Origin of the sequence: Salegentibacter sp. UBA1130, from assembly GCF_002311535.1 — a bacterium.
Classification (GTDB): Bacteria; Bacteroidota; Bacteroidia; order Flavobacteriales; family Flavobacteriaceae; genus Salegentibacter; species Salegentibacter agarivorans.
Map to the genome: position 1 here is coordinate 367,942 of NZ_DCAP01000038.1, position 25,416 is coordinate 393,357.

At 36.9% G+C, this 25,416-nt stretch carries 28 protein-coding genes and 1 pseudogene; 15 read left to right on the forward strand and 14 right to left on the reverse strand.

Annotation, left to right across the window (positions count from 1 at the left end):
* Nucleotides 1-14 precede the first annotated feature (14 nt).
* The gene (locus B4F31_RS16565; protein ID WP_075325490.1) at nt 15-716 is read left to right on the forward strand and encodes a CoA transferase subunit A; all 702 of its coding nucleotides are present in this window, start codon (nt 15-17) and stop codon (nt 714-716) included.
* A 193-nt stretch (nt 717-909) separates the two neighbouring features.
* Nucleotides 910-1,563, forward strand: coding sequence for a CoA transferase subunit B (locus tag B4F31_RS16570; RefSeq protein WP_075325491.1), 654 nt, complete (start codon nt 910-912; stop codon nt 1,561-1,563).
* A gap of 58 nt (nt 1,564-1,621) precedes the next feature.
* Here B4F31_RS16570 and B4F31_RS16575 read toward each other — a convergent pair whose 3' ends face one another.
* From B4F31_RS16575 to hemA, 14 genes and pseudogenes are all read right to left on the reverse strand, one after another.
* Nucleotides 1,622-1,981 (reverse strand): DUF6616 family protein, encoded by a 360-nt coding sequence (locus B4F31_RS16575; RefSeq protein WP_075325492.1) that lies wholly within the window; start codon nt 1,979-1,981, stop codon nt 1,622-1,624.
* A 113-nt stretch (nt 1,982-2,094) separates the two neighbouring features.
* Nucleotides 2,095-2,808: pseudogene (locus tag B4F31_RS16580) on the reverse strand (3'-5' exonuclease).
* A complete protein-coding gene (locus B4F31_RS16585; RefSeq protein ID WP_075325493.1) occupies nt 2,792-3,946 on the reverse strand; it encodes a serine hydrolase domain-containing protein in 1,155 nt (384 codons plus the stop codon). The pseudogene B4F31_RS16580 and the gene B4F31_RS16585 overlap by 17 nt, the downstream one beginning before the upstream one ends.
* Nucleotides 3,947-3,958: 12 nt before the next feature.
* Nucleotides 3,959-4,444 (reverse strand): methylated-DNA--[protein]-cysteine S-methyltransferase, encoded by a 486-nt coding sequence (locus B4F31_RS16590; RefSeq protein WP_286761779.1) that lies wholly within the window; start codon nt 4,442-4,444, stop codon nt 3,959-3,961.
* The gene (locus tag B4F31_RS16595) at nt 4,386-5,516 is read right to left on the reverse strand and encodes a CNNM domain-containing protein (protein WP_075325495.1); all 1,131 of its coding nucleotides are present in this window, start codon (nt 5,514-5,516) and stop codon (nt 4,386-4,388) included. The genes B4F31_RS16590 and B4F31_RS16595 overlap by 59 nt, the downstream gene beginning before the upstream one ends.
* A gap of 129 nt (nt 5,517-5,645) precedes the next feature.
* A complete protein-coding gene (locus tag B4F31_RS16600) occupies nt 5,646-6,119 on the reverse strand; it encodes a hypothetical protein (protein WP_093304514.1) in 474 nt (157 codons plus the stop codon).
* A 73-nt stretch (nt 6,120-6,192) separates the two neighbouring features.
* Complete coding sequence (locus tag B4F31_RS16605; RefSeq protein ID WP_075325497.1) at nt 6,193-6,546, reverse strand: hypothetical protein; 354 nt, start codon at nt 6,544-6,546, stop codon at nt 6,193-6,195.
* Between the two features lie 54 nt (nt 6,547-6,600).
* Nucleotides 6,601-7,590, reverse strand: coding sequence for a porphobilinogen synthase (hemB, locus tag B4F31_RS16610; protein WP_093304512.1), 990 nt, complete (start codon nt 7,588-7,590; stop codon nt 6,601-6,603).
* Between the two features lie 37 nt (nt 7,591-7,627).
* Nucleotides 7,628-8,530: an oxygen-dependent coproporphyrinogen oxidase gene (gene hemF / locus B4F31_RS16615; protein ID WP_075325499.1), complete on the reverse strand. Its 903-nt coding sequence runs from the start codon at nt 8,528-8,530 to the stop codon at nt 7,628-7,630.
* Nucleotides 8,531-8,532: 2 nt separating this feature from the next.
* Nucleotides 8,533-8,991, reverse strand: coding sequence for a DUF6973 domain-containing protein (locus B4F31_RS16620; protein ID WP_143083640.1), 459 nt, complete (start codon nt 8,989-8,991; stop codon nt 8,533-8,535).
* Between the two features lie 26 nt (nt 8,992-9,017).
* Nucleotides 9,018-10,046 (reverse strand): uroporphyrinogen decarboxylase, encoded by a 1,029-nt coding sequence (hemE, locus tag B4F31_RS16625; protein ID WP_286761780.1) that lies wholly within the window; start codon nt 10,044-10,046, stop codon nt 9,018-9,020.
* Entirely contained in the window at nt 10,043-10,690 is a 648-nt protein-coding gene (locus B4F31_RS16630) for a uroporphyrinogen-III synthase (RefSeq protein ID WP_286761781.1), read from the reverse strand. The genes hemE and B4F31_RS16630 overlap by 4 nt, the downstream gene beginning before the upstream one ends.
* Before the next feature lie 22 nt (nt 10,691-10,712).
* Nucleotides 10,713-11,633 (reverse strand): hydroxymethylbilane synthase, encoded by a 921-nt coding sequence (hemC, locus tag B4F31_RS16635; protein WP_075325503.1) that lies wholly within the window; start codon nt 11,631-11,633, stop codon nt 10,713-10,715.
* Nucleotides 11,630-12,886 carry a glutamyl-tRNA reductase gene (gene hemA, locus B4F31_RS16640; protein ID WP_075325504.1) on the reverse strand — a complete coding sequence of 419 codons (1,257 nt, stop codon included), beginning with the start codon at nt 12,884-12,886 and terminating at the stop codon, nt 11,630-11,632. The genes hemC and hemA overlap by 4 nt, the downstream gene beginning before the upstream one ends.
* A gap of 200 nt (nt 12,887-13,086) precedes the next feature.
* Between hemA and B4F31_RS16645 the strand changes: the two genes are divergently transcribed.
* The 13 genes from B4F31_RS16645 to B4F31_RS16705 all read left to right on the forward strand — a co-directional run bounded on the left by B4F31_RS16645 (nt 13,087) and on the right by B4F31_RS16705 (nt 25,059).
* Complete coding sequence (locus B4F31_RS16645) at nt 13,087-13,986, forward strand: AraC family transcriptional regulator (protein ID WP_075325505.1); 900 nt, start codon at nt 13,087-13,089, stop codon at nt 13,984-13,986.
* A gap of 4 nt (nt 13,987-13,990) precedes the next feature.
* Entirely contained in the window at nt 13,991-14,746 is a 756-nt protein-coding gene (locus tag B4F31_RS16650) for a ThuA domain-containing protein (protein WP_075325506.1), read from the forward strand.
* A gap of 88 nt (nt 14,747-14,834) precedes the next feature.
* Nucleotides 14,835-15,869: a ferrochelatase gene (hemH, locus tag B4F31_RS16655; protein ID WP_075325507.1), complete on the forward strand. Its 1,035-nt coding sequence runs from the start codon at nt 14,835-14,837 to the stop codon at nt 15,867-15,869.
* Nucleotides 15,869-17,221 (forward strand): MATE family efflux transporter, encoded by a 1,353-nt coding sequence (locus B4F31_RS16660; RefSeq protein WP_075325508.1) that lies wholly within the window; start codon nt 15,869-15,871, stop codon nt 17,219-17,221. Before hemH ends, B4F31_RS16660 begins: the two co-directional genes overlap by 1 nt.
* A gap of 58 nt (nt 17,222-17,279) precedes the next feature.
* Nucleotides 17,280-17,549 carry a hypothetical protein gene (locus B4F31_RS16665; RefSeq protein ID WP_075325509.1) on the forward strand — a complete coding sequence of 90 codons (270 nt, stop codon included), beginning with the start codon at nt 17,280-17,282 and terminating at the stop codon, nt 17,547-17,549.
* On the forward strand, nt 17,539-17,826 hold the full coding sequence (locus B4F31_RS16670) for a type II toxin-antitoxin system RelE/ParE family toxin (protein ID WP_286761782.1): 288 nt from the start codon (nt 17,539-17,541) through the stop codon (nt 17,824-17,826). Before B4F31_RS16665 ends, B4F31_RS16670 begins: the two co-directional genes overlap by 11 nt.
* Before the next feature lie 6 nt (nt 17,827-17,832).
* Nucleotides 17,833-18,381 carry a CopD family protein gene (locus tag B4F31_RS16675; protein WP_075327884.1) on the forward strand — a complete coding sequence of 183 codons (549 nt, stop codon included), beginning with the start codon at nt 17,833-17,835 and terminating at the stop codon, nt 18,379-18,381.
* A 39-nt stretch (nt 18,382-18,420) separates the two neighbouring features.
* On the forward strand, nt 18,421-19,875 hold the full coding sequence (locus B4F31_RS16680; RefSeq protein ID WP_075325511.1) for a sensor histidine kinase: 1,455 nt from the start codon (nt 18,421-18,423) through the stop codon (nt 19,873-19,875).
* Between the two features lie 26 nt (nt 19,876-19,901).
* Nucleotides 19,902-20,684: an enoyl-CoA hydratase/isomerase family protein gene (locus tag B4F31_RS16685; RefSeq protein WP_093304506.1), complete on the forward strand. Its 783-nt coding sequence runs from the start codon at nt 19,902-19,904 to the stop codon at nt 20,682-20,684.
* Nucleotides 20,685-20,774: 90 nt separating this feature from the next.
* Nucleotides 20,775-21,851 carry a PA0069 family radical SAM protein gene (locus B4F31_RS16690; RefSeq protein WP_093304504.1) on the forward strand — a complete coding sequence of 359 codons (1,077 nt, stop codon included), beginning with the start codon at nt 20,775-20,777 and terminating at the stop codon, nt 21,849-21,851.
* Nucleotides 21,852-21,967: 116 nt separating this feature from the next.
* A complete protein-coding gene (locus B4F31_RS16695; RefSeq protein WP_093304502.1) occupies nt 21,968-22,750 on the forward strand; it encodes an Fpg/Nei family DNA glycosylase in 783 nt (260 codons plus the stop codon).
* A gap of 122 nt (nt 22,751-22,872) precedes the next feature.
* A complete protein-coding gene (locus B4F31_RS16700) occupies nt 22,873-24,549 on the forward strand; it encodes an AraC family transcriptional regulator (protein WP_286761783.1) in 1,677 nt (558 codons plus the stop codon).
* A 210-nt stretch (nt 24,550-24,759) separates the two neighbouring features.
* Nucleotides 24,760-25,059: a hypothetical protein gene (locus B4F31_RS16705; protein WP_286761784.1), complete on the forward strand. Its 300-nt coding sequence runs from the start codon at nt 24,760-24,762 to the stop codon at nt 25,057-25,059.
* Nucleotides 25,060-25,416 lie beyond the last annotated feature (357 nt).

Consider the following 25,416-nt stretch of genomic DNA (forward strand, 5'->3'; position numbering starts at 1 on the left):
AAAATTAAATACCGATGATTAGAAAAACTGTAGCAAATGTAGAAGATGCTTTGCAGGGCGTAGAAGATGGTATGACCTTTATGCTTGGTGGTTTTGGCCTTAGTGGGATTCCAGAAAATGCCATTTCAGAATTAGTACGTCTTAACGTAAAAAATCTTACCTGCATTTCCAATAACGCCGGGGTAGACGACTTTGGCCTCGGACTTTTACTTCAAAAGAAACAAATAGATAAAATGGTTTCTTCCTATGTGGGAGAAAACGACGAGTTTGAGCGCCAAATGCTTAGCGAAGAGCTGGAGGTAGAGCTTATTCCGCAGGGAACATTAGCAGCACGTTGCCAGGCAGCCCAACAAGGGTATCCTGCAATGTACACACCTGCCGGTTATGGTACCGAAGTTTCCCAGTTTAAGGAAACCCGTGAGTTTGATGGGAAAATGTATGTATTAGAAAAAGCTTTTAAAGCAGACTTTGCTTTTGTAAAAGCCTGGAAAGGCGATAAAGCCGGAAACCTTATTTTTAAAGGAACAGCCCGTAATTTTAATCCGCTAATGTGTGGTGCGGCGAAAGTAACCGTTGTTGAGGTGGAAGAACTGGTTGAACCGGGAGAATTAGACCCAAACCAGATTCATATTCCAGGGATTTTTGTACAACGCATTTTTGAAGGAAAAAATTACGAAAAGCGAATTGAGAAAAGAACAGTTCGAAAAGTAAGTTAAAGGTTAATGGTTAAAAGTGACCATTGAACAAATAACTGATTAACGAATATTTGATAAACGATGATTTGAAGATTTGAAAACGTGGTAATTTGAGAATCATTCATTTTTCAGTAGTGATTTTAGAGTCTTTTCGAATCTGTTTTTTTGAAAAAATATAGATTTCCGCCTTCGCGGAAATGACAAAATTAGAATTATGTTAGACAAAGAAGGAATAGCAAAACGTATTGCCAAAGAGGTGAAAGACGGGTATTATGTGAATTTGGGAATTGGAATTCCTACCCTCGTAGCCAATTTTGTACGCGATGATATAGAAGTAGAATTTCAGAGTGAAAACGGAATTTTAGGAATGGGACCATTTCCATTGGAAGGAGAAGAAGACGCCGATCTTATTAATGCTGGAAAACAAACCATAACTGCACTTCCCGGTGCGAGTTTCTTTGATTCCGCAATGAGCTTCGGGATGATTCGCGGGCAGCACGTAGATCTTACTATTTTAGGAGCTATGGAAGTTGCCGAAAACGGTGATATCGCCAACTGGAAAATACCGGGGAAAATGGTAAAAGGTATGGGCGGCGCCATGGATCTTGTAGCCAGTGCTGAAAATATTATCGTAGCGATGATGCATACCAACAAAGCGGGAGATTCTAAATTGCTTAAAAAATGTTCGCTGCCTTTAACCGGCGTAGCCTGTGTAACTAAAATTGTAACTAACCTTGCGGTTATTGAAGTTACTAAAGATGGTTTTAAATTGCTGGAAAGAGCCCCCGGAGTAAGTGTAGAGGAGATTCAAAAGGCTACAGAAGGAAAGTTACTTTTAGAAGGTGATATTCCTGAAATGCAGTTATAAAAAAAATCCGGCAGTAACTCCAAATTACTGCCGGAAAATATTTCTGTTTTAATTCACATTAGGTGAGTGAAGTAGATTCTGCTTCAAGATTAACGAGAAAGTCTATAGCTTCTCCCTGCGAAATAATTTTTCCACGGGTATTGGCTTGAGAAAAATAGTCGTACCAGCCTACTTTCTTTAAGTTTTCCTCTAAAGTCTCCACATTATCTAAAGAAGGCATTTTCCAAACCGTAACGTAGCGATATTGACTTCGGTAATGCGTGTGCTCGTCGTTTAGAGCCCAACCAAGATTTTCTACTCCATTTTCTTTTAAACCGGTAATTCTATCCTGCATATTTTCCATGAGCTCCCGCCTTTTATCTTTAGACAGGTCTATCCACTTCCCGGTTACATTCCACATTTCAATATACAAATACATAATTGTTGGTTTTATTGGTTATAACCTAAAGTTAGTAATAAAATGATAGTTAAATCTTTAGGGAAGGTTAAAATGCTTTATTGCTGATAAAACTCATATTTAAAAATATATTCTTAAACGCTTACAACTTCAGAAGCTTCCAGCAATTTTTCCTGCCTAAGTTTTAAAATAACCTGTGCAATGGCAAGTACATCTTTTTCGCAGTAGTTTATAATTCTATCTAGGTCTTTATCATTGTAGAACACATTTCTAACATCATTACCCGAAATATCATCTTTTGGCGATGGGATTTTTAAAACACTGGTGAGTAATTTTAGCGAAGTAAAATGTTTATAATCTCCAAACTTCCATAGTTCCAGCGTATCCAGGTGTGGAACTTCCTAGGGTTTTTTACCAAATAAATTGAGTTTTAAAGGAAGCGCCAGATCGTGAATTAACATTCGGCGGGCTATGAAGGGGAAATCGAATTCTTTACCGTTGTGCGCGCAGAGCAAGTGATGCGGTTTTGAAAAATGTTCTTGTAATAAATTAGCAAATTCCTGTAACAGGTTTTTTTCTTCATCTCTAAAAGTGGTGAGTCTAAAAGTTCTTTCCCCATTTTTAAAGCTGAAAAAACCAACAGAGATACACACAATCTTACCGAATTCTGCCCAAATCCCGGCCCGATCATAAAACTGTTCTGCAGTAAATTCATCTTTACGCTGGTATTGGGTTTTCTCTTCCCAAAGCAATTTTTTGTCTTCAGAAAGTTGACCGTGATTTTCAAATTCGGGCACGGTTTCAATATCGAGAAGTAGAATATTCTCCAGCTTAATTGTTTGCAGCATCGTTTAGCATTTTATAAGTCTCATCAATATACTTATAGAAATCGGGCGCGTGTTCTTCGTTTTCGTCTTTTTTAATAAGGTTTTCCCCCAATCTTACAATAATCAAATCGTCGTCGGGGATTACAATCACATATTGCCCGCGAATGCCGCGCATATAAAAAATATCTTTTTCTTTATAATCACTCAGCCAAAACCCATAGCCATATTGCGGGCTTTCTTCAAAACGCGGTTCGGTAGATCGTACTACAAATTCTGAATCCAGGATTTGTTTTCCGTTCCATTTTCCTTTGTTCTTGTAGAGTTTGCCAAATCTTGCAAAATCGCGGGCATTGGAGGCAATACAGCAATAAGCTTTTTCCATTCCGCTTTCTTCGCTGTCTAATTGCCAAAGCGCATCTTCTTGCATTCCCAGTGGTTTCCAGAAACTTTTACTTAAATATTCTGAAAGATTTTCTCCCGTGGCTTTTTCTATAACCATCCCAAGGAGAATAGTGTTTCCGCTAAGGTATTTAAAGCTTTCTCCCGGGGTTTCGGTAACTTGAAGACGCAAAACCAATTCCCGAATGTTTTCATCAAAATAAGCTCTGGCAGTCATCCCAAAAGGATTATAGTAATTCTCGTTCCAGTTTAACCCGGAAGCCATGGAAGCCAAATCCCCAACTTTTAATTCTTCTTTAAACTGCGGAAAAAAATTGGAAACGGGTTGTTCTAAACTGGTAATATGGCCATCCTTAATTGCTTTTCCCAGCATTGCCGAAACAATACTTTTAGCCATAGAAAACGAATTGGTCTTAGAATTGGGGCCATATTCCTGGTAATATTCTTCAAACCAAATACTATCATTTTGTATGATTAAAAAAGCCGCAGTTTCCAGTTCTTCGTTTAATTCGGTAAGATCATCAGTAGGCGCGGCAGTGTTATAATTTGAATGTTTGGGCCAGGTATCCACTTCAGTTCCCGCTTCAATAAGTCGGTTCTCAAAATGCGGATAATCATCTATAAATGCTGTTTTTTCTCCCTGGAAATAAGTGGCCTGCATTCCGCGGAAAATATATCCGAAATCGAAAATAATAAGAATAATAACAGCGATTAGAAGTACAAAAATTACGGTTCCGGAAATTTTTAAAAATCTAATCATACAGCTGAAAGTTTAGAACATTGAGATTTGCGAAGTATTATTTTTGTGGTTTAAAAGCCATTGTTTTCTATGTAAGCCGCCGGCGTAACCGGTTAAAGATCCATTACTGCCAATTACACGATGACATGGAATTACCACCCAAAGCGGATTTTTCCCGTTTGCCGACGCAACTGCCCGTATGGCTTTTTCATCACCTAATTTTCGGGAAAGTTCCAGGTAACTGCAGGTTTTTCCAAACGGAATTTCACTTAAAGCTTTCCATACTTTTTGCTGAAAATCGGTACCCTTAGGGTTAAGTCTTAAATTGAATTCCTCTAAATTTCCTTTAAAATATTTATTTAATTGTTCTGCAGCCGACTGAAGAAAATCGGGGATTTCTTTTGAAGACGGTATTTCTTCATCCAAAATCTGAATTGCCGAAATCCCGGCTTCGTCGCCCCTAATTTTGGCTGTCCCGAGGGGTGTTTTCAGAAATATCTGGTTTTGGTGACTCCTCATTTTCTTCATTATCTTTTCTTTGAATTAACCCAAGGCGTTTTGCGCGTTTTTCCCAGTTCTGGCGGGCCAACATCTGCATATCTTCAATACTGTCGCTCTCGTCCATAATTTCAAGGCCCAGCAAGGTTTCTATTATGTCTTCCATAGTTACTAAACCTACGGTATTTCCGTATTCGTCTACAATCATGGAAATATGCCCTCTTTTCTTAACAAAATTCTCAAAAAGCTCTGGAATTGGAGTGTCTTCAGAACTCATAAAAATTTCCCTTTTTAGCTTGCTTAGCGGTTCAGGGCCTTTGTCGTCTATCATTTCCTCCAACACATCATCTTTCAAAATAAAACCGGTAACATTATTAGTTTTATTCTTATAAACGGGAATTCGGGAGAATTTAAGGTTTTTATGGGTTCGGTGAAATTCTTCAATACTGGTATCTTCATCTTCAATAATGGCAACGGAATAAGGCGTCATTACATCTTTTGCTTTAACCGATCTAAACACGAGAAGGTTTTTTATAACCGTGGTTTCACTTTCATCAAAAACGCCTTCTTCTTCGGCAGCATCTGTAATTGCTGCGAATTCTTCTCTGTTCATAGAAGAAACGTGGGCCGATTTTCCTATTAATTTAGTAGTAAGCATCATAAGCCAAAGTATACCGGTATACTTCAGCGGGAAAATCATTATTTTAAGGGTTTTTGCAGTAAAATTTCCCAGGGCCTGCCAGTAGGTGGCACCTATGGTCTTTGGAATAATTTCGGAAAGAACTAAAATAGCCAGCGTCATAATCGCCGAAACAATTCCCACAGCATTCCCTCCATCTCCGTAAATTTTTTCGGCCTGAACACCTACTAAAATAGCTCCAACTGTATGCGCAATGGTATTTACGGTTAAAATGGCTATTAGCGGTTTGTCTATATCCTGTTTAAAGTTTGCAAGTGTTGTGGCGTATGCTTTCCCCTCCTTGTTTTTTATTTTGATGTAGGAAGGAGTTACACTCAATAAAGCTGCTTCCAAAATAGAACACATAAAAGAAAAGAAAATGGAAAGAGTAGCGTATAAAATGAGTAATCCCATATTGGTTTTTAGTTGTTTGAAATACTAATTTAAAGATAATTCTAACAATCCGTCGCAAAGAAATGGTAAAACCTAAAAAATAACCCCACCGGTTAGGGATGGGGCAGTTAAAATAGAATGTAATGGGATTTAAGCAGAAAGTTTTTCGCTAATTATTCGGTTCCATTTTTGCGCTATAACCAGCCTTTCTGAAGCATTATTACTAGAGTTATCATCTTCATCATAAAAAATAATTTCGGTAAGTTTTTTATTATTTCTGTTTTCAGAAAGGTCCAGGCTAATCCTTTTTATTAGCTCGGGTTTATCTGGAAATGGGTGTGAACTTACCTTAGCATTTTTTATATAACTAAGGTCCAATACCTGGTGTTGCATATTGTTGGTAGGCTCTATAACCAGTAATTTTTTAGCCTTGCTGTCTAATCCCAAAAGTAAAGTAGCCGAAATTTCTATCGTATCGGTGTTTAAATTGTTTTTTATACTTAATTCTTTAAGGTTTTTAAGCCTGTTTTTTTCTTTGGTGTTTTGTTGCCAGATTAAGAATAATATTGGCAGCACAAACACAGCTAAAAGCCCAAGGCCTATTAGCGTAGATGCGGTATCCATTTTTTTAAATTTTTAAGGTGAAATTATTGTTGTGCTTTTTAAAGCTTATAGTTTTTTCAATAAAAACTCTATTTCACCAGAAAAAATGGAAGGGATAAATATGTTGAAGTATTAATTGCCGCCGATCTAAAAAGCTAAAAATTGAAGTTTTTCCAATCGGGATTAGGAATTCTTCCTTTGAAGAATATGCAGAAACTAAGTAACCCGCAAAGCCGGGAAAATTTTCTTCTGAAGTAATATGTTCAGAAAAAATTATTTCAGAAAATATTACTGCCTGCTGATTTTGGTCAGCCTGCAGGTAATCATAATTTCGGGAATCAAGATTATGAGCAGGAAAACCAGAAAAAGCGAAGCCCTGTCCTGAAAAGGACATAAAAAATATGGCAAACAGCGCATATAAAGTTTTTAAATTTTTCTGGTTTTTCACCCTGTAAATGTATATAAAAACCTAATTGGTTATCGCTAAATTTTAGTTATAAAATTAGGAAATCAATTTTACCGCATCTTTAGCAAAATAGCTGGCAATCACAGAAGCACCGGCTCGTTTTATGGCAGTTAATTGTTCTAGAACTACAGCATCGTGGTCTAACCAGCCTTTTTCGGCTGCAGCTTTAATCATCGCATATTCGCCGCTAACCTGGTACACCGCCACGGGAACATCCACAGCATTTCTAATATCACGAACAATATCTAAATAGCACAAGCCCGGTTTTACCATCACAATATCTGCGCCTTCCTCAATATCCATAAGGGTTTCTTTAACCGCTTCTTCGCGATTTGCAGGATCCATCTGGTAGGTTTTTTTATCCTTCGGAATATTTTCGGCATCAACAGGTGCAGAATCCAAAGCATCCCGGAAAGGCCCATAAAACGCTGAAGCGTATTTCGCGCTATAACTCATAATTCCGGTTTCGTGAAAACCTTCATCTTCCAATAGACTGCGCATTTCAAAAATTCGGCCGTCCATCATATCACTTGGAGCAAGAATATCGGCGCCTGCTTTAGCGTGAGAAAGTCCCATTTCAGCTAAAATAGCGGTAGTATCGTCATTGATCACTTTTCCATCGACAATCACGCCATCGTGTCCATAAGCAGAATATGGATCTAGCGCAACATCGGTCATAACCAGCATTTCGGGAACTACATTTTTTACTGTTTTAATAGCACGTTGCATTAGTCCGTCAGCATTTAAAGCTTCCGTTCCGGCATTGTCTTTTAAATTATCAGGAACTTTTACAAAAAGCAAAACCGATTTTATTCCTAAACTCCTGAGCTCTTTAACTTCCTTTTCCAGCAAGTCAAGACTAAACCTAAAATAATTAGGCATAGAAGCGATTTCTTCCTTCTTGTTTTTTCCTTCAACCACAAAAAGTGGCGCGATAAAATCGTTTGGAGTTATTGCGGTTTCCCTAACTAAGCTTCTCATCGCTTCGCTGGTTCTTAACCTTCTATTTCTTCTTAGTGGATACATAATGTCAGTTTTCGGTTCTCAGTAAATCAGTTTTCAGTTAAACCCAGGATTTCGGTTTTTCCAAAACTTTTAATATTTTCTCTTCTTCGCTGCCGGGTTCAGGATGATGGTCGTAAACCCACTGTACATGGGGAGGCAAACTCATTAAAATACTTTCTATCCTTCCATTGGTTTTTAAACCGAAAAGCGTGCCTTTATCGTGTACTAAATTGAATTCCACATACCGGCCACGCCTTATTTCCTGCCAATTCCGATTTGCTTCAGAATATGATAACTTTTTACGTTTTTCAACAATTGGGACATAAGCTTCCAGGAAACTATCCCCAACTTCGGTTACAAAACTATACCAGTCTTCAATACTTTTTTCTTCGGAAGCTTTTAAATAATCAAAGAACAATCCTCCAATTCCTCGGGCTTCGTTTCGGTGGGAATTCCAGAAGTACTCATCACATTTTTTCTTGTATTCCGGGTAAAATTCCGGGGAGTGTTTATCACAGGCTTCTTTTGAAACCTTATGAAAATGTTCGGCATCTTCTTCAAAAAGATAATAAGGCGTAAGGTCCTGCCCGCCGCCAAACCACTGGTCTAAAACATTTCCTTCTTTATCATACATTTCAAAATAGCGCCAATTAGCGTGCACTGTGGGTACCATTGGGTTTTTTGGATGAATCACCAAACTGAGTCCGCAGGCAAAAAAGTCTACATCGCCAACTTTAAAATATTTTTGCATTGCCGGCGCTAAAGGCCCGTGTACTGCTGAAATATTTACGCCGCCTTTTTCAAAAACAGCACCGTTTTCTATAACCCGGGTTCTGCCGCCACCACCTTCTTCTCGTTCCCAAAGGTCTTGTTGAAATTTGGCGGAACCATCTATTTCTTCCAGTTGTTCACAAATGCGATCCTGTAAATCTTCAATATATTTATAAAATTCCGCTCTCATTTTCAATCTTCAATATAAACCAGTTTATCTTTCGTTTTTCCTATTTCTTCTACTTTGGAAACCTTAATTGCCACTTTCATTTTTTCCTGAAACAGAAGAGTAATCTCCTCAGTTGGAAGTTCATTTCCTCTAAATAAAGCCTGCCCAAACCGGTTGTTGTGTAAATCCATTGCTTTAGCCAGTTTTTGATTTGGAGAAAGTTTTTCGTGTAAACCTGTAAAATGATCGCTCCAAATTCTGGCAGCTTCAACCGATCCTGAAATTTTAAAACATTTCTGGCAAATTAAATAATTCCACAGGGCGTGTCTAAAGGCATTTTCTTTTCCATTTTTATGATGTTGCTTTTTATAAAGATCGTCACATATTTTTATGGTTTCAATAGTTGCCCGGTAGGTTGGTAAAATATAGCGCGGTTTACTTATAAAAACTTTAGAGACTGCGAATAGCTCTTTAAAATTCATATTTTTAATCCGCGCCCAGACTGCCACTAATTAGCTTTATATTCTTTTACCGCATCTACAAAAGCTTTTGCGTTTTCAACCGGAATATCGGGTAAAATACCGTGTCCCAGGTTTACGATATAGCTATCCTTACCAAATTCATTGATCATTTGGGTCACCATTCTTTTGATCTCTGCAGGTGGTGAATATAATCTTGAAGGATCAAAGTTACCCTGCAATGTGATTTTACCGCCACTTAAATAACGGGCATTCCTGGCGCTAAGCGTCCAGTCTACACCCAAAGCTGAAGCTCCTGAATTTGCCATCTCGTGAAGGGCAAACCAGCATCCTTTTCCAAATGCAATTACCGGGATTTCCTCTTTTAAAGCATCTATGATCTGCTGAATATATTTCCAGGAAAATTCCTGGTAATCTACAGGGCTTAACATTCCGCCCCAGGAATCAAAAATTTGAACCGCATCAACTCCGGCTGCAACTTTTGCTTTAAGGTAAGCGATAGTTGTATCGGTGATTTTTTGTAATAATTGGTGCGCAGCCACTGGATTAGTAAAACAGAATTTCTTCGCTTTATCAAAGTTTTTTGAACCTTGCCCTTGCACGGCATAGCATAGAATTGTCCAAGGGGAACCGGCAAAACCAATTAGCGGAACTTCATTATTTAATTCCTGTTTGGTCATTTTAATGGCATCCATCACGTAACCCAGCGTTTCATCGATATCGGGAACTATTACGCTCTCTACATCTTTAGAAGTGCGAATTGGGTTTGGTAGCCAGGGACCAATACCGGGTTTCATTTCTACCTCGATATTCATCGCCTGCGGAATCACCAAAATGTCGCTAAATAGGATTGCGGCATCAGTCCCTATTTGATGAATAGGCATCACAGTGATTTCTGTTGCTAATTCCGGGGTTCTACAGCGTGTGAAAAAGTCGTATTTTTCTTTAAGCTTCATAAAATCGGGAAGGTAACGGCCTGCCTGGCGCATCATCCAAACCGGTGGACGTTCTACCGTTTCTCCTTTTAAAGCTTTTAGAAATAGATCGTTTTTTATCATTTTTTAAAATATTTCACCACCTGTACAATCACATTTTCAATAGAAGGTTTGGTAGCGGTTATTATATTGTTTGTATGTTTCCTGGCTTCTGCAGCGGTGGTGTTTCCTATGCAAAAAGCGGTAGTGTCGTTCAACTGATTTTTGGCTGTAAAACTCTGCACTGCACTGGGGCTAAAAAATAAAATCCCATCAAATTCCTGGGAAAATGCCCTGGGGCTTAATGTAGTTTTATAGACTTCAATTTCCTTAAAATCTATTCGATTCTTTTTAAGGATTTCCGGAATATCATCTCTTCTTTTATTTCCACAGAAAAAATTAAAGTTTTCTTCAGAATATTTTTGAATAATTATTTCAGCTAAATCTTTCCCGTAATCTGCAATTTCCTGAATATGAAATCCGCTTTCATTGGCTAAATCTGCGGTTTTTTCTCCTACGCAGAAGCAATTTTTAACCTGAACCTTTCCTGAAACCGCATTTACCGAATTTTTACTGGTAAAAATGGCATTTTTTATATTTTCTGAAGGAAGTTTAAAATTGGTAGTTTCAGTATTAATCGCATTATATTCCACCAAACTTAAGCCAGAATTTAGAAATAATTGTTTCTGGGAAGTGCTCAGTTTTTTGGTAGAGAGAATGCTCTTCATTCATAAGTTTTTTAGCTGAAAATTAGCCTTCGGTATTAATTTCAGTCTTAATTTCCTGCATCAATTTTGCACCACCATTGCTAAGAATTTCTTCTGCACATCGCCTTCCAAAATTCTCAATTTCATTTATAGCAACTGTTTTTTCAACGCCTATCTTTTCTTTTCCGTCTAAACTAAAAAGTGCACCTTTAAAATAAACAAGATCTTTGTCTACCGTAGCTAAAGCTCCAATTGGTGCGGTACAACCACCTTCCAGAACCTTTAAAAATTCACGTTCAATATGTACGGTAATTTCAGATTCTTTATGGTTTAATAATGCAAGTGCTTTACGGGTAAATTCATCTTCCTCCATCGCTACTACGAGCATTGCGCCCTGTGCGGGTGCGGGAATCATCCAGTTGAGATCTAAAAAATTTTCTGGCTTTAATGCGATACGTTCCAATCCGGCGGCAGCGAAAATAGCTCCGTTCCAGTTATTATCGTCTAATTTTTTCATTCTGGTGTTTACGTTTCCACGTAAATCTACCACTTTATGAGTAGGATATTGGTTGAGCCACTGGGCTTTACGGCGTAAACTTCCAGTAGCGATTGTACCATCGCTTTCCAGGAAATCCAGGCCTTTATGAATAAGAATATCTTTGGTGTTGGCACGTTTTAAAACCGCAGCTTCAACAATACCCTTAGGTAGTGCTGTGGGTACATCTTTCATAGAATGTACCGCAATATCAATTTTACCTTTAATCATGGCTACATCCAGGGTTTTGGTAAAAATCCCGGTTATGCCCATTTCGTAAAGCGGCTGATCTAAATTTAGGTCTCCGGTAGATTTAACGGGAACTAGCTCGGTTTTATGACCGGCTTTTTCCAGTGCGTTTTGCACAGTTTTTGCCTGCCAAAGCGCGAGTTCGCTGTCCCTGGTGCCAATACGAATTACTTTGCTCATTTTACCTGTTCTTCAAGCTGAAATACTTTCTGGATCAATTCCAGGCTTTCATCGGTAGTTGTGGAATCTCCTTTTAAATGATTGGCAAAGTGTTTCATAATTTTTTGAATAATCCTGTCGCTCACAATCTCTGCCTGCTCATCGTTGAAATCTGAAATTTTTCTACGCTGAAAATCAAGTTCGGCATCTTTCATACTTCTAAGCTTTTTCTTTAAAGCTTTTATGGTAGGTGCAAATTTTCGGGTTTCCAGCCATTTATTAAAATCGGTTTCTACCTCTTTAATAATGGCTTCGGCTTCCGGAATAAACTGTTTTCTACGTTCTAAATTCTGATCGGTAATTTTTGAAAGCTGATCCAGGTGCACCAATTTTACGTTAAGCAAATGCGCTACATCTTCTGAAACATTCTTAGGTATAGAAAGGTCTAAAACCAACAAATTTTTGTTGGAATATATTAATTCTTTAGAAATAGTAGGGTTTTGTGCCCCTGTGGCGACAATTAAAATATCGGTATTTCTAATTTCTGCCTGTAAATCGGCGTAATCTTTTACAATAAGGTTGAATTTACCCGCAATTTTTTCCGCTTTGTCCTTGGTGCGATTAATAAGGGTAATATGTTCGTTCTGTGTGTGCTTTATAAGATTTTCACAGGTATTTCTTCCAATTTTACCTGTCCCAAAAAGCAAAATATTCTTATCTGAAACGTTTGGAACGTTATCTAATATGTATTGAACCGAAGCAAAAGACACTGATGTGGCCCCTGTAGAAATTTCGGTTTCATTTTTAATACGTTTACTGGCTTGAATTACGGCATTTACCAGTCGTTCTAAAAAAGCATTTACCAGGCCGTGTTTCTTGGAACGAGCAAAAGCAACTTTTAACTGACTAATAATTTCAAAATCGCCAAGAATCTGACTATCTAAACCGGTACCCACCCTAAACATATGAGAGATTGCCTGTTTATTTTTATGTACATAAGCCACTTTTTCAAATTCTTCTACCGTGCCGTGGGTATGCTCGCAAAGTAATTTAATAAGTTGAAAAGGGTGTTGTGCAAAACCGTAGATTTCGGTGCGGTTACAGGTAGAGGTTACAAGAATGGCATCAATACCTTCCTCTTTAGCTTGTTTAAGCAAGCCTTGTTTAGCTTCTTCATTTAAACTAAAATGTCCTCTTATCTCTGCATCGGCCTTCTTGTAGCTAAGACCTATGGTGTAAAAATGTTTTCCGCTTGCAATATGATAATCTTCCATGAACCTATTTAGGGTATTCGGGACAAAATTAAACTAATCCTAAACCAAAAAGTAACGCTCAAAGTACTTTTTGTATCGCTTTCAGTTATTTTAGGTTTTTTATAACTTTAAAATATAGTAAATACTTACTTTTGCAGTAGTGATAGTCGGTTTAGAGCAAACAGTTTAGAATTATTCTAAATAGACTTAAATTCAAAAAAATGATCTTAGAAGATAAAAATAACGCTGTAGGATTTATTGAAGAGCTGAAAATTGAAGATGGTTTTTATCTTTTAAAGTTTCAAAATGAAACCACTGAGAATCAGAAAATTATTAGGAATATAGATAGTAGCTTTATCCAGTTTCATTTTAATTTAAAAGGCGCCAGCAAGTTTTTGTTCAACAATAATAAATATGAACTTCCGCTTAATGGAGAAAGCTCTTTGCTTTTGTACAATCCGCAGCAAGATCTGCCCCTAAATTTGGTATTGGAACCAAATTCCTGGTTAATTTCGCTGGTAATTTCTATTAAAAAGTTCCATTCTCTCTTTTCACAGGAAGCCGGTTATATCACTTTTTTAAGTGCCGATAATAAAGATAAAAAGTATTATAAAGATGCACCCATTTCTCCATCTATGGCCATTGTACTCAACCAGGTAATGAATTTTAATCTTACACCAAGTATTAAAAATCTCTATTTTAAAGGAAAAGCTTATGAATTGTTGAGTCTATATTTTAACAGAACAGAAGACCCTAATGTAGAACAATGTCCTTTTCTTAGTGACGAAGAAAATATTATAAAAATTAGAAAAGCTAAAGATATTGTAATTTCCAGGATGGCCGAGCCGCCTTCGCTTCAGGAATTATCAGATGAAATTGGCCTGAGTCTTAAAAAACTTAAAGAAGGTTTTAAGCAAATTTATGGCGATTCGGTGTACAGTTTTCTTTTCGATTATAAAATGGAATATGCCCGGAAACTTTTAGATAGTGGCGATTTTAACGTGAACGAAGTTGGTTTAAAAGTGGGCTACAGTACCGCAAGTCATTTTATTGCTGCTTTTAAGAAAAAATTTGGCACTACGCCCAAGAAGTATATTATGTCTTTAACTTCAAATTCTTAGCTCTATGTTTAAAAAATTTGTCGCCGTTTATATGCTCATCTTTTTCGGTTTCCTTTCAGGAAATGCCCAAGGAACAAAAGATGAAGATGAAAAAGATAAAAAAGAAGTGCTTTTATTTTATAAAACCGAAGGTTTCTGGCATAATTCCATTCCCACCGGGAGAACTTTTATTGAAGACCTCGGCGAAGACCATGATTTTGAAGTGACCTCTACTAAAGATGCCGATAATTTTCATAGCGAAGATCTTAAAAAATATGATTTAGTGATTTTTTTGAATACTACCGGAAATGTTTTTGATGAAAAGGAACAGGAAGGCTTCAAAAATTATATAGAAAATGGCGGTAATTTCTTCGGAATTCATGCTGCTGCAGATACCGAAGGGGATTGGCCCTGGTTTGTAGAACTGGTTGGTGGCTTTTTTGATGGGCATCCAGAAGTTCAACAAGCTGATATAAAATTAAATATGCCTAAACATCCCGCGGTTTCTCACCTGCCAAAAGTATGGACCAGAACTGACGAATGGTATAATTACAGAAACCTAAACCCTAAAATGCAGGTACTTTTGTATCTTGATGAGAATTCGTACCAGGGTGGTACTAACGGTGAAGAACATCCCATTGCCTGGTTTAGGGAAACGGGCCACGGCGGAGTTTCAATTTATACTGGGTTGGGACATACCATTCAGTCTTATATTGAGCCGTTATTTCAGGAACATATTCTACAGAGTATTTTATTTGCGTTAGACAAAACAAAAAACTAAATCCTCTATTAAGGCATAAAAAAGTGTAATAATGTAATACTTAATTACACTTTTAATAAACCTATTTTTGAAGTTGAAAAAGAAAAATATGAGTAAAGGCGTACTATTGGTAAATTTGGGCTCTCCAAAAAGCACCGACCCGAAAGATGTAAAGGAATACCTGGACGAATTTTTAATGGACGAACGTGTAATTGACGTTCCCTATTGGGCCAGGGTACTTTTGGTAAGGGGAATTGTACTAAATACAAGACCCAAAAAATCGGCGGAAGCTTACCAAAAAATTTGGTGGGACGAGGGTTCACCCCTAATTGTTTTATCAGAACGCCTTCAGTACAAAATGGATAAAAACACCTCTGTGCCAATTGCTTTGGCAATGCGTTATGGAGAACCAAGTATAAAATCGGGGCTTCAGGAATTGTATGATAAAGGAGTAGACGAAGTTTTGCTTTTTCCATTATATCCTCAATTCGCCATGGCTACTACCGAAACTATTTTAGTTTTAGCCGAAGAGCTTAGGAAAGAACATTTTCCGGAAATGCAATTCACCACAATGCCGCCTTTTTATAATCACTCAGACTATATTCGGGTTTTAGCTGAAAGTATTTCAGAGAAATTAAAAGGGAAAGATTTTCAGCATTTATTGTTTTCTTATCACGGGGTGCCAGAGCGACATATTAGGAAAAGTGATGTTACTAAATCCCACTGTAAAATTGATGGAAGTTGTTGCCAAACGCCTTCAGCAGCGCATCAATTTTGCTATCGTCACCAGTGTTTTGAAACTACAAGGCTTGTAGCTGAATATTTAGAATTAAAAGAGAATTCATATAGCGTTTCCTTTCAGTCGCGTTTAGGTTTCGACCCTTGGTTACAACCTTATACCGATAGAACTATAGAACGATTCGGAAAACAGGGAATGAAAAAACTGGCCATTGTAACACCGGCTTTTGTTTCAGATTGTTTGGAAACTTTAGAAGAAATAGCGATGGAGGGCGAAGAAATTTTTCACGAAGTTGGCGGGGAAGAATTTACAGTAGTTCCCTGTCTTAACGATAGGGGCGATTGGGTAAATGTACTTTCTCGTTGGGTAGATGAGTGGGCGCATCAAAAGCCTGTTGAAGCGTAATGGCCTCGGTGAATTCTCGAAACCTCGGAGAAAAACCAATAGGTAAATTACTTGTACAGCAAGCGGCACCGGCTTCGGTAGGAATTCTGGTTATGTCGCTCAATATTTTAATCGATACCATTTTTGTAGGAAACTGGATTGGTTCTACCGCTATTGCAGCGATAAATGTAGTGCTTCCGGTTTCGTTTTTTATCGCCGCGCTGGGAATGGCCATAGGCATTGGTGGTTCTTCCATAATATCAAGAGCGCTGGGTGCCGATGATCGTAAAAAGGCACTTAAAACTTTTGGAAACCAGATAAGTCTTACGCTAATTCTTACTATTGGGTTAGTAATTATAGGTCTTCTTTTTGTGGATTCGCTTATTCCTGCTTTTGGCGGAAAAGGCGATATTTTTGAACCGGCAAAAGTTTACTATACCATTGTACTTTATGGAGTGCCTTTCCTGGCGCTTTGTATGATGGGCAATACGGTAATTCGGGCCGAAGGGAAACCAAAATTCGCCATGATTGCCATGATAATTCCCTCTGTGGCAAACTTAGTTCTAGATTATATTTTTATAAATCAAATGGAGCTAGGTATGTGGGGTGCGGCCTGGGCTACCACGGCTTCTTATCTTTTTTGTTTTGGCTATGTTTTTTGGTTTTTCCTTTCCAAAAATTCTGAACTTAAAATTAGTTTACCAGATTTTGGTCTTAATAAACGCATTCTTAGAGAAATTGGTTCCCTTGGCTTTGTTACCTTATCCCGGCAGGCGGTAGTAAGTGTAATCTACCTGCTTATGAATAATATTTTGTTCGACCTGGGCGGGGAAGATGCTGTGGCGATTTATGCAATTATAGCCCGAATGCTCATGTTTGCGCTCTTTCCGGTATTGGGGGTTACGCAGGGATTTTTGCCAATTGCCGGATTTAATTATGGTGCTGAAAAATATCAAAGGGTTCGCAAAAGTATAAATACTGCTATCTTATATGCTTGTGGTTTGGGTTTGCTGGTATTTGGGGGGATAATGTTTTTTTCTGAAGAAATTGTTCGCATTTTCACTAAAAATCCAACGATAATTGCTGAAACTCCCGCTGCGATGCGTTGGGTTTTTGCAGCGACTCCTATTGTTGCAATTCAGCTTATTGGTGCTGCTTATTTTCAAGCCGTGGGTAAAGCCGTACCGGCATTGTTGCTTACTTTGTCCAGGCAGGGTTTCTTTTTTATTCCGTTAATTTTAATTTTACCTAATTATTTTGGTGAAATAGGGGTGTGGATCTCCTTTCCTATAGCCGATTTACTTTCAACGCTGGTTACTGCCTATTTTTTAAACCGGGAAATGAGATTAAAATTAAAGCCTAAAACCTCCTGATATTTCTGCCGAAGAAAAATTCATAAATCCCTATCTTTGTTAGAAAGCTGGAAATACCATGGATACAAATGCTTTAAAAATAGAATTGATTCAGAAGATTATTGCCTGTAACGATATTGCTTTGTTGAAGCAAGTTGAAGAATTATTGCAGAGAGTAAATGCTCTTGAACCGGGGGAAGAATATGAATTAACTACTACAAATTCCGTTGTTCCAGATCGAATTTATGAGCAATTGGAAAAAGATTTCATAGCCTATCAAAATGAAGAGATACAATCTGAAAAATGGGAGAAAGTTGAGCATGAGTTGAAAGAAAAATATGGATTATAAGATAAGGATTTTACCCAGGGCTAGTTTAGAAATAAGTGATGCTTTAAAATGGTATTCATCCAGGAATCTGAAAGCGGGAAAAGAGCTTTTAAAGGAAATTAACTTAATATATAATCTTTTACGTTTTGATCCTTATTTATTTAGTGAAATTAAGAAAGGTTATAGGCAGGTACCTTTAAAAAAATTTCCATTTCTCATTATTTACAGGATTTTTAAAGATCAAATTTTAATTCAGTCTGTCTTCAACACCCATCAAAACCCAACTAAAAAACCTTAATCTGTGATAGAATATTACCAGTACATAAAAGCTTTGCACCTTATTTTTGTAATCACATGGTTTGCCGGGCTTTTTTATATTCCGCGTTTATTTATTTACCATATAGAAGCTACTCAAAAACCTGAACCTGATAAAAGTATTCTTGCCAACCAGTTTAAACTAATGACTAAAAGGTTGTGGTTTATAATTACCTGGCCTTCGGCTATTTTAGCGAGTTTATTTGCTTTTCTTTTACTTTATTTAGCACCGGGATGGCTTTCGCAAGATTGGATGTTGGTAAAATTGGGTTTCGTTGTGTTACTTTATGCCTACCATATTAAATGTCATCTTATTTTTAAGGAACTTCAACAAGATGTTGTGAAGTGGACTTCCAATCAAATGAGATTATGGAACGAGGGTTCTACTTTAATTCTTTTTGCGGTTATTTTTTTAGTGATTATAAAAGATGCTCTAAACTGGATCTACGGAGTTTTAGGAATATTTTTATTGGCGGGCATGCTTATGCTGGGAATTAAAATGTATAAGCGAATTAGAACTAAAAACCCCGATGCCTAATTGGTGTGATAATTGATTAATTTGCGCTAATAATTGTTTATGAAGCTTTCAAAACTTTCTTTAAGTACCCGCATATTTATCTCCATGATTTTATTGGTGTTGGGAGCTTCAATTTTAATTGTTGGGATCACAGTTTATCAATATAAGCTGGAAGCCGAAAACTACCACCGCGAACGCCTGGAAAGAAAGGAGCAGGCTATTAGGGAAAATATAAAATTTATTCTCGCCAGTACAACCTACCTAATCAATACCGAGAATATTGATATGATCTTTGGGGAGCGGAATAAGATTCACGAAATGGCCCAGGTGCACGAGATGCAAATTAATATTTATGATTTTCAGGGTCGGCTTTTAATAAAATCAGATCAGTCTTTTTTCAGGGATACTACAGATAATCAGCTGGACAAAGACATTCTTAGAAAACTGGAACGCTCAGAAAGCAAACGGTATATTGAGAAAACCGAAATTAACGGTCAAAAATTTCAATCTTCATATACTTATATTTTAGATAAGAAATTTAAACCCCTGGCGATACTCTATCTTCCCTATGTTCAGGATGATACGGTTTTAAACCGAGATTTGAATAATTTCCTTATAAGGATGCTGGAAGTGTATCTGTTTATGCTTGCCTTGGCGATTATTATGTCTTATTTTCTTTCAAAATATATCACGAAATCCCTTAAAATTATTTCAGATAAAATTACCGAAACCCGCCTGGATAAACGCAACCAGAAAATAGATATAAATAACGCTTCCGAAGAGATTTATACGCTCGTGACAGCGTATAATAGTATGATAGACGAGTTGGAAGAAAGCGCGGTTAAACTGGCCGCCGGCGAAAGGGAACAGGCGTGGCGGGAGATGGCCAAACAGGTAGCTCATGAAATTAAAAATCCGTTAACTCCAATGCGCTTAAGCGTACAAAGTTTTGAACGGAATTTTGATAAAAACGATCCCGAAATTGAAGCAAAAGTAGCCGAATATTCTACCACGCTTATTAATCAAATAGATACGATGAGTTCTATTGCTGAAGCTTTTTCGAATTTTGCTAAAATGCCCGCTCAGCAAAACGAAATGCTGAATGTTCCAAAAATTGTAAAACTTGCACTGGATATTTTTAATGAAGATTATATTCAGTTTTCCAGCGAAAAAGAAGAAATTCTCGCAAAATTTGATAGAACGCAACTCATTAGGGTAATTACCAATTTGGTAAAAAATGCCATTCAGGCAATGGATAAGCAGGAAAATCCACGTATAATGGTAAGCATTCACGAGGAAGAAAAGAATGTTTGCGTGATCATTTCAGATAACGGTGCGGGTATTTCCGAAGAAAATATAGAGAAAGTTTTTGAACCTAAATTTACTACTAAATCCAGCGGAATGGGGCTTGGCCTTGCTATGGTAAAGAATATTGTGGAAACTTATAATGGAAGTATTAACTTTACTTCTAAGCCAGGAAGGGGCACTACGTTTAAGTTGCGTTTTCCTAAATAATAAAGAACGAACCAAAAATTTTAAATATGGAATTCGAAAATATTTTAACCGAAAATAACGACGGTATTTTACAAATTACAATTAACCGTCCTAAAAAATTAAACGCTTTAAACCGCGATACCATTGAAGAATTGCACCAGGCTTTTACTGAAGCAAAAGAAGATGAAGAAGTAAAAGTGATTATTCTAACCGGAACGGGAGAAAAAGCTTTTGTTGCCGGTGCCGATATTAGTGAATTTGCCGATTTCTCTCCTGAAGAAGGTCGCGAACTTGCAGCTGAAGGTCAGGCGAAATTATTCGATTTTGTAGCAAATTTTCCAAAACCGGTTATTGCCGCGGTAAACGGTTTTGCCCTTGGTGGCGGACTCGAATTAGCAATGGCAGCACATTTTAGAATAGCCAGTGATAATGCCAAAATGGGACTTCCTGAGACTTCACTTGGGGTGATTCCCGGTTACGGCGGCACGCAGAGACTTCCGCAATTAGTAGGAAAAGGTCGCGCGATGGAAATGATTATGACCGCGGGAATGATAGATGCCAACCAGGCGCTTCAGTATAATCTTGTGAATCACGTTTGTGAGCCCGAAGAACTGATAGAATTTACCGAAAAGATTGCAGGAAAAATTATGAAGAATTCCTTAGTGGCTATAAGCGCCGCAATTCGAGCTATAAATTCAAATTACGAAGATGGCGTAAATGGTTATGAAGTGGAAATTAGTGAATTTGGAAACTCTTTTGGTACCGAAGATTTTGAAGAAGGCACTTCGGCATTTTTAAACAAACGTAAAGCCGATTTCCCGGGTAACTAAAATAAAAGCTTTAGCATTCAGAATTTAATTTTTGGATGTTAAAGCTTATTTTTTATTTTATAAATAGGATATATTCCATAAATTTGTAATATGTCCAATAATAAAGATTTTATCTACGGAAGAGGTGCGCAGCTAAATGTGCATAACCGATTTGACGCACACGATCATGAGTTTCGTGATGATTTTCTCAACCATTGCGCTACTGAAGGCGATGAGGTGCAAAATTCTAAAACGGTCTTAATAGATACTTTTCCAAAAACTATTGTAAATAAAGTGACCAGCCCAGATGTTGGGATGGGATTTTCGTTAAATCCTTATCAGGGCTGTGAACACGGTTGTATTTATTGTTACGCCCGTAATTCTCATGAATATTGGGGCTATAGTGCGGGACTTGATTTTGAACAAAAGATCCTGGTAAAAAGAAATGCGGTAGAACTGCTGCAAAAGAAGATTAGTAGCAAAAATTGGGAAGCTACCCCTATTGTGCTATCTGGTAATACAGATTGTTATCAGCCAATCGAAAAAAAACTAAAAATTACGAGGCAGCTGCTTCAAACTTTTTTAAAGTATAAACATCCGGTTGGTATTATCACCAAAAACGCCCTGATACAGCGGGATATAGATATATTAAAAGACCTGGCGGCAGATAATTTGGTTCAGGTTAGCTTATCGGTCACTTCCCTCGAGGAAGAAACCCGAAGAATTTTGGAACCCAGAACGGCTAGTATAAAAAAACGACTGGAAACTATAGAAAAGCTTTCTGTAGCAGGTATTCCGGTGAGCGTGATGATGGCGCCAATAATTCCCTCAATAAATTCCCACGAAATTATGCCGCTGGTGAAAGAAGTAGCTGAGAGGGGTGCGCTGGGTGTTGGCTATACAATTGTTAGATTAAACGGAGCTATTGGAGGCATTTTTACCGATTGGATTAGGAAAGCGATGCCAGACAGGGCCGATAAAGTTTTGCATCAAATAGAAAGTGTTCACGGTGGAAGTTTAAACGATAGCAGGTTTGGAACAAGAATGAAAGGCGAAGGTGAATTTGCCAGCCAGGTGGCACAGCAGTTTAAAATTGCTAAAGCAAAATATCTAAAGGAAAGAGAAAGGCCGGTTTTAAATTGCGATCTACACGAGCAATACAAAGATGGACAAATGAAGCTTTTTTGAAAGACTGTCGTGAAATTTAAGATGAATTTATAAGCCTAAAGCTGAAATCATTAATATTTTAGAGAACAGAGAACAGAGAACAGAGAACAGAGAACAGAGAACAGAGAACAGAGAATATGCCAGAACTACCCGAAGTTGCCTATCAGAAAAAATATGCCGATGCTACTATTCTGCATAAGAAGATCGTAAAAGTAGAGACCGGTGATAAAAAGATCTACCAGTCGGATAAAAATGAATTTGAGGAAACCCTAAAAGACAATCAATTTATTGGGAGTGATCGTTTAGGAAAATATCTTTTCCTGAATTTAAAAAATAAAAGAGTTTTGGTGGTACATTTTGGGATGACCGGGAAACTGGAGTATTATCAGCACGAAGAAATACCTAAATATGCGCAACTCACCCTTACCTTTGAAGACCATTCTAAAGTTTCCTTTACCTGCCCGCGTAAATTTGGAAAGCTTTATTTAGCTGAAAGTCTGGTTAAATTTCAGAAAGAGAACGGTCTGGGAGTTGATGCGCTTGCTCTTCAAAAGGAACAGTTTTTCGAAATTTTAGAAGGTAAAACCGGGACGATAAAAGCTCTGCTAATGAATCAAAAACTCCTCGCTGGAATTGGGAATTTATATGCTGATGAAATACTTTTTCAGGTTAAAATTCATCCAACAACAAAAGTAGATCAACTTTCAGAAAAAGAGAAAATCGAAATTTTTAAAAAGATTGAAGAAGTTCTGGAGGTAGTTAAAAAAGTCAGGGAAGAAGGGCGAAAACTACCCGAAAGCTATATCACTACCGTTCGTAAAAAAGGTGCCGATTGTCCCAGGAATAATGGTAAAATAGAACAAATTAAAGTTTCAGGCAGAACCACTTATTTTTGTCCCACTTGCCAAAGGGAGAAATAAGTCTGGCATTTAGCTTTCCTAAAAGATTTATTTGGTATGTTTAGCATAGTGTTACAAAAATAGCTTTCTGGCTACTCACTATTTATGAGATATTACCTTTTGCTTTTTTTACGGTCACATTTGTGTTTTCTTCATTTTCACAAACCGAAGAGAAGCTATCTCAATTACCTTTTGATGCTATTAGAGACTCCATTCATAAATATAAATTTTCTGATAGGCCGAAAGCAATCAAGGCTGCCGAAGCATATATTTTAAAAGGAAAAAGGGAGAAAGATAAAACCGAAGAATGGTTAGGGATGGAATCTATTGCTCTAATTTATGTTAGGTTCCGGATGTATAAGGAAGCCAATGAGCAGGCTGAAAAAACCTTAGAATTTGCCAAAAATAACAACCTTCCAAAGCAGGAGATGAGGTCGCTTTCTTTTCTTGGAGACTTGCAAAAAGCGGTAACTACAGTTGATAAGCAACCTTTCTATTATAATAAGTTATTACAACTTGCTGAAGCCCGAAATGATGAGGTGTATAGGGAAACTGCGCTTAATAAAATAGCTGCTGTTCAGGATTTTAGTGGCAATACGGAAAAAGCAATAAACACTTATAAAAAATCATTGGAATATTATCAAAACAAACCTCTTGATTCTAATTTTAATCAAATAAAAAAGAATAGCAATATTCTTTCAATATACAGCAGTTTGGCTATTTCGCATTTAAAATTAAATCAACTGGATTCAGCAAAGTTATATAGTACCAACATTAAAAAGTTTAAAGAAAAAGAACTGGATACTTGCTATGCAGCTTATAAGTATACTATAGATGCTGAAATAGCATACAAAGAAAAAAGGTTTAAAGCCGCCCGACAAAACTATGAAAAAGCATACGCTGTTTGTCCCAGCGAATATGATTTAATACAACTAAACAAAGCCTATGCTTTGGGTAAAATAGAAGTTGGCGAAAAAAACTATCCTGAGGCTATAAGAATATTACAGAAAGGTCTGGACGATTATCAGGTAACTGCGGTAGAAGAAGGATTTATGGGAGATTATTACGATAAGTTGGCTGAAGCTTATAAAAATACAGGCAATTTTGAAAGCGCAAGTTATTATTTTGAAAAATACCTTAGTACGCAAGCTGAATTTAACCAACTTAAGGAAAACGCCAGAGAAAGCTTTATAAAAAAAGAAAGGGCCGCATTTAAAAAAGATTTTGATGCTTTGGTCTCTGAAAAAGAAAAAAATCAATCAAATTTTAAGTATTTACTATTAGGAGGTGCTATCCTTATTTTGGCGCTCCTCTTTCTATTGCTGAAATTTTACCGAAATAAGAAAGCAGACGAATTAAAATTTGAAACATTATTGGCAAAAATTGAGGCAGCCCCATCTCCTGAAGGTATTATTGATACCAGAGACGAAGAGCTGGAAGAAAAAAATATCACCGAAGTGCCGGAAGAAACAAAACAACAAATACTTGAGGGTCTCAAAAAACTGGAAAAACAAGAATATTTTTTAAAACAAGAATGCAATTCCTATAATGTAGCCAGAAAAATTGGAACAAATACCTCTTATCTTTCTAAAGTGATTAACAACTATTATGGAAAGAATTTTAATACTTACATTAACGACCTTCGTATAAATTATGCCATTACAAGGTTAAAGAACGATGCGATTTTTAGATCGTATTCTATTCAATCCATCGCAGAGGAAGTGGGTTATAAATCGGCAGATTCTTTCACTAAATATTTCAAAAAAGACACGGGTCTTAACCCTTCTTTTTACATTAAGGAAATTAAGAATATCACTTAAAATTCCCGTTGGCACCCTAAATATAAATATAGGTTTAGTATAATTTCAATTTTTGAAAGTAATCTATTTTCTTTTTAATCCTTTTCTTTGCAGTGTTTAACGTAATTTTTCTTGTGCCCTAATTTTCTAAAACTGGGTTTCCTTTTCTTTTTTAATGAGTTTTTGTGATGCAAATTTGGTTTCAGAAGTTAACCATATAAAAGCGTTATTATGAAAATACAGAATGAGAAAAAACGAAAGAAAGGATTAGTATTAAAAATAATCCTGGGGTTTATTATAGGTATTTCCTTTGGATTTGGAATTGGGAAAATGGTCAAATCCAATGGGAGTTTAGTGAATTCTATTGAAAAGAGTCTTCAGCAAAACTGTAATTGTGAAAGTGTAATAGTAGAAGATCGCGCCATTGGAATTCAATTCAATAAACTAGACGGTTTCAGTAATTCAAAATTAGGCATCACATTAATAAATCCCTCTTATTCTTCTTCTGCAGAAAAGGAACAAACCGATTAAACCGTATTCTGAAAAAAGACGTTCAAAATTTTAAATCGGTGGATTTTATCACTTTTAATTTTAAGTCAAAAGGCAGAACTAAAACTGTAAAAATTAAAGATGGAAATATCCTGTAAGCTACAAACACTCAAGATAAACTAAAAACTACTGCAATGAATACTTCAAAAAGTAATCAATTTTATGGCTCATAGCCTTTGCCTTTATAGCCTACATATTTGTCACCCAATATATTCATTTACAAAATCATTAATCGTGAAAAATTCCACTACAAAACGCATTAAACTTATAAAATTTGCTATCGGCATCTTAATAGGTGTTACAATTTATCTAATCGTACAACTAATATTCTAAACCAAA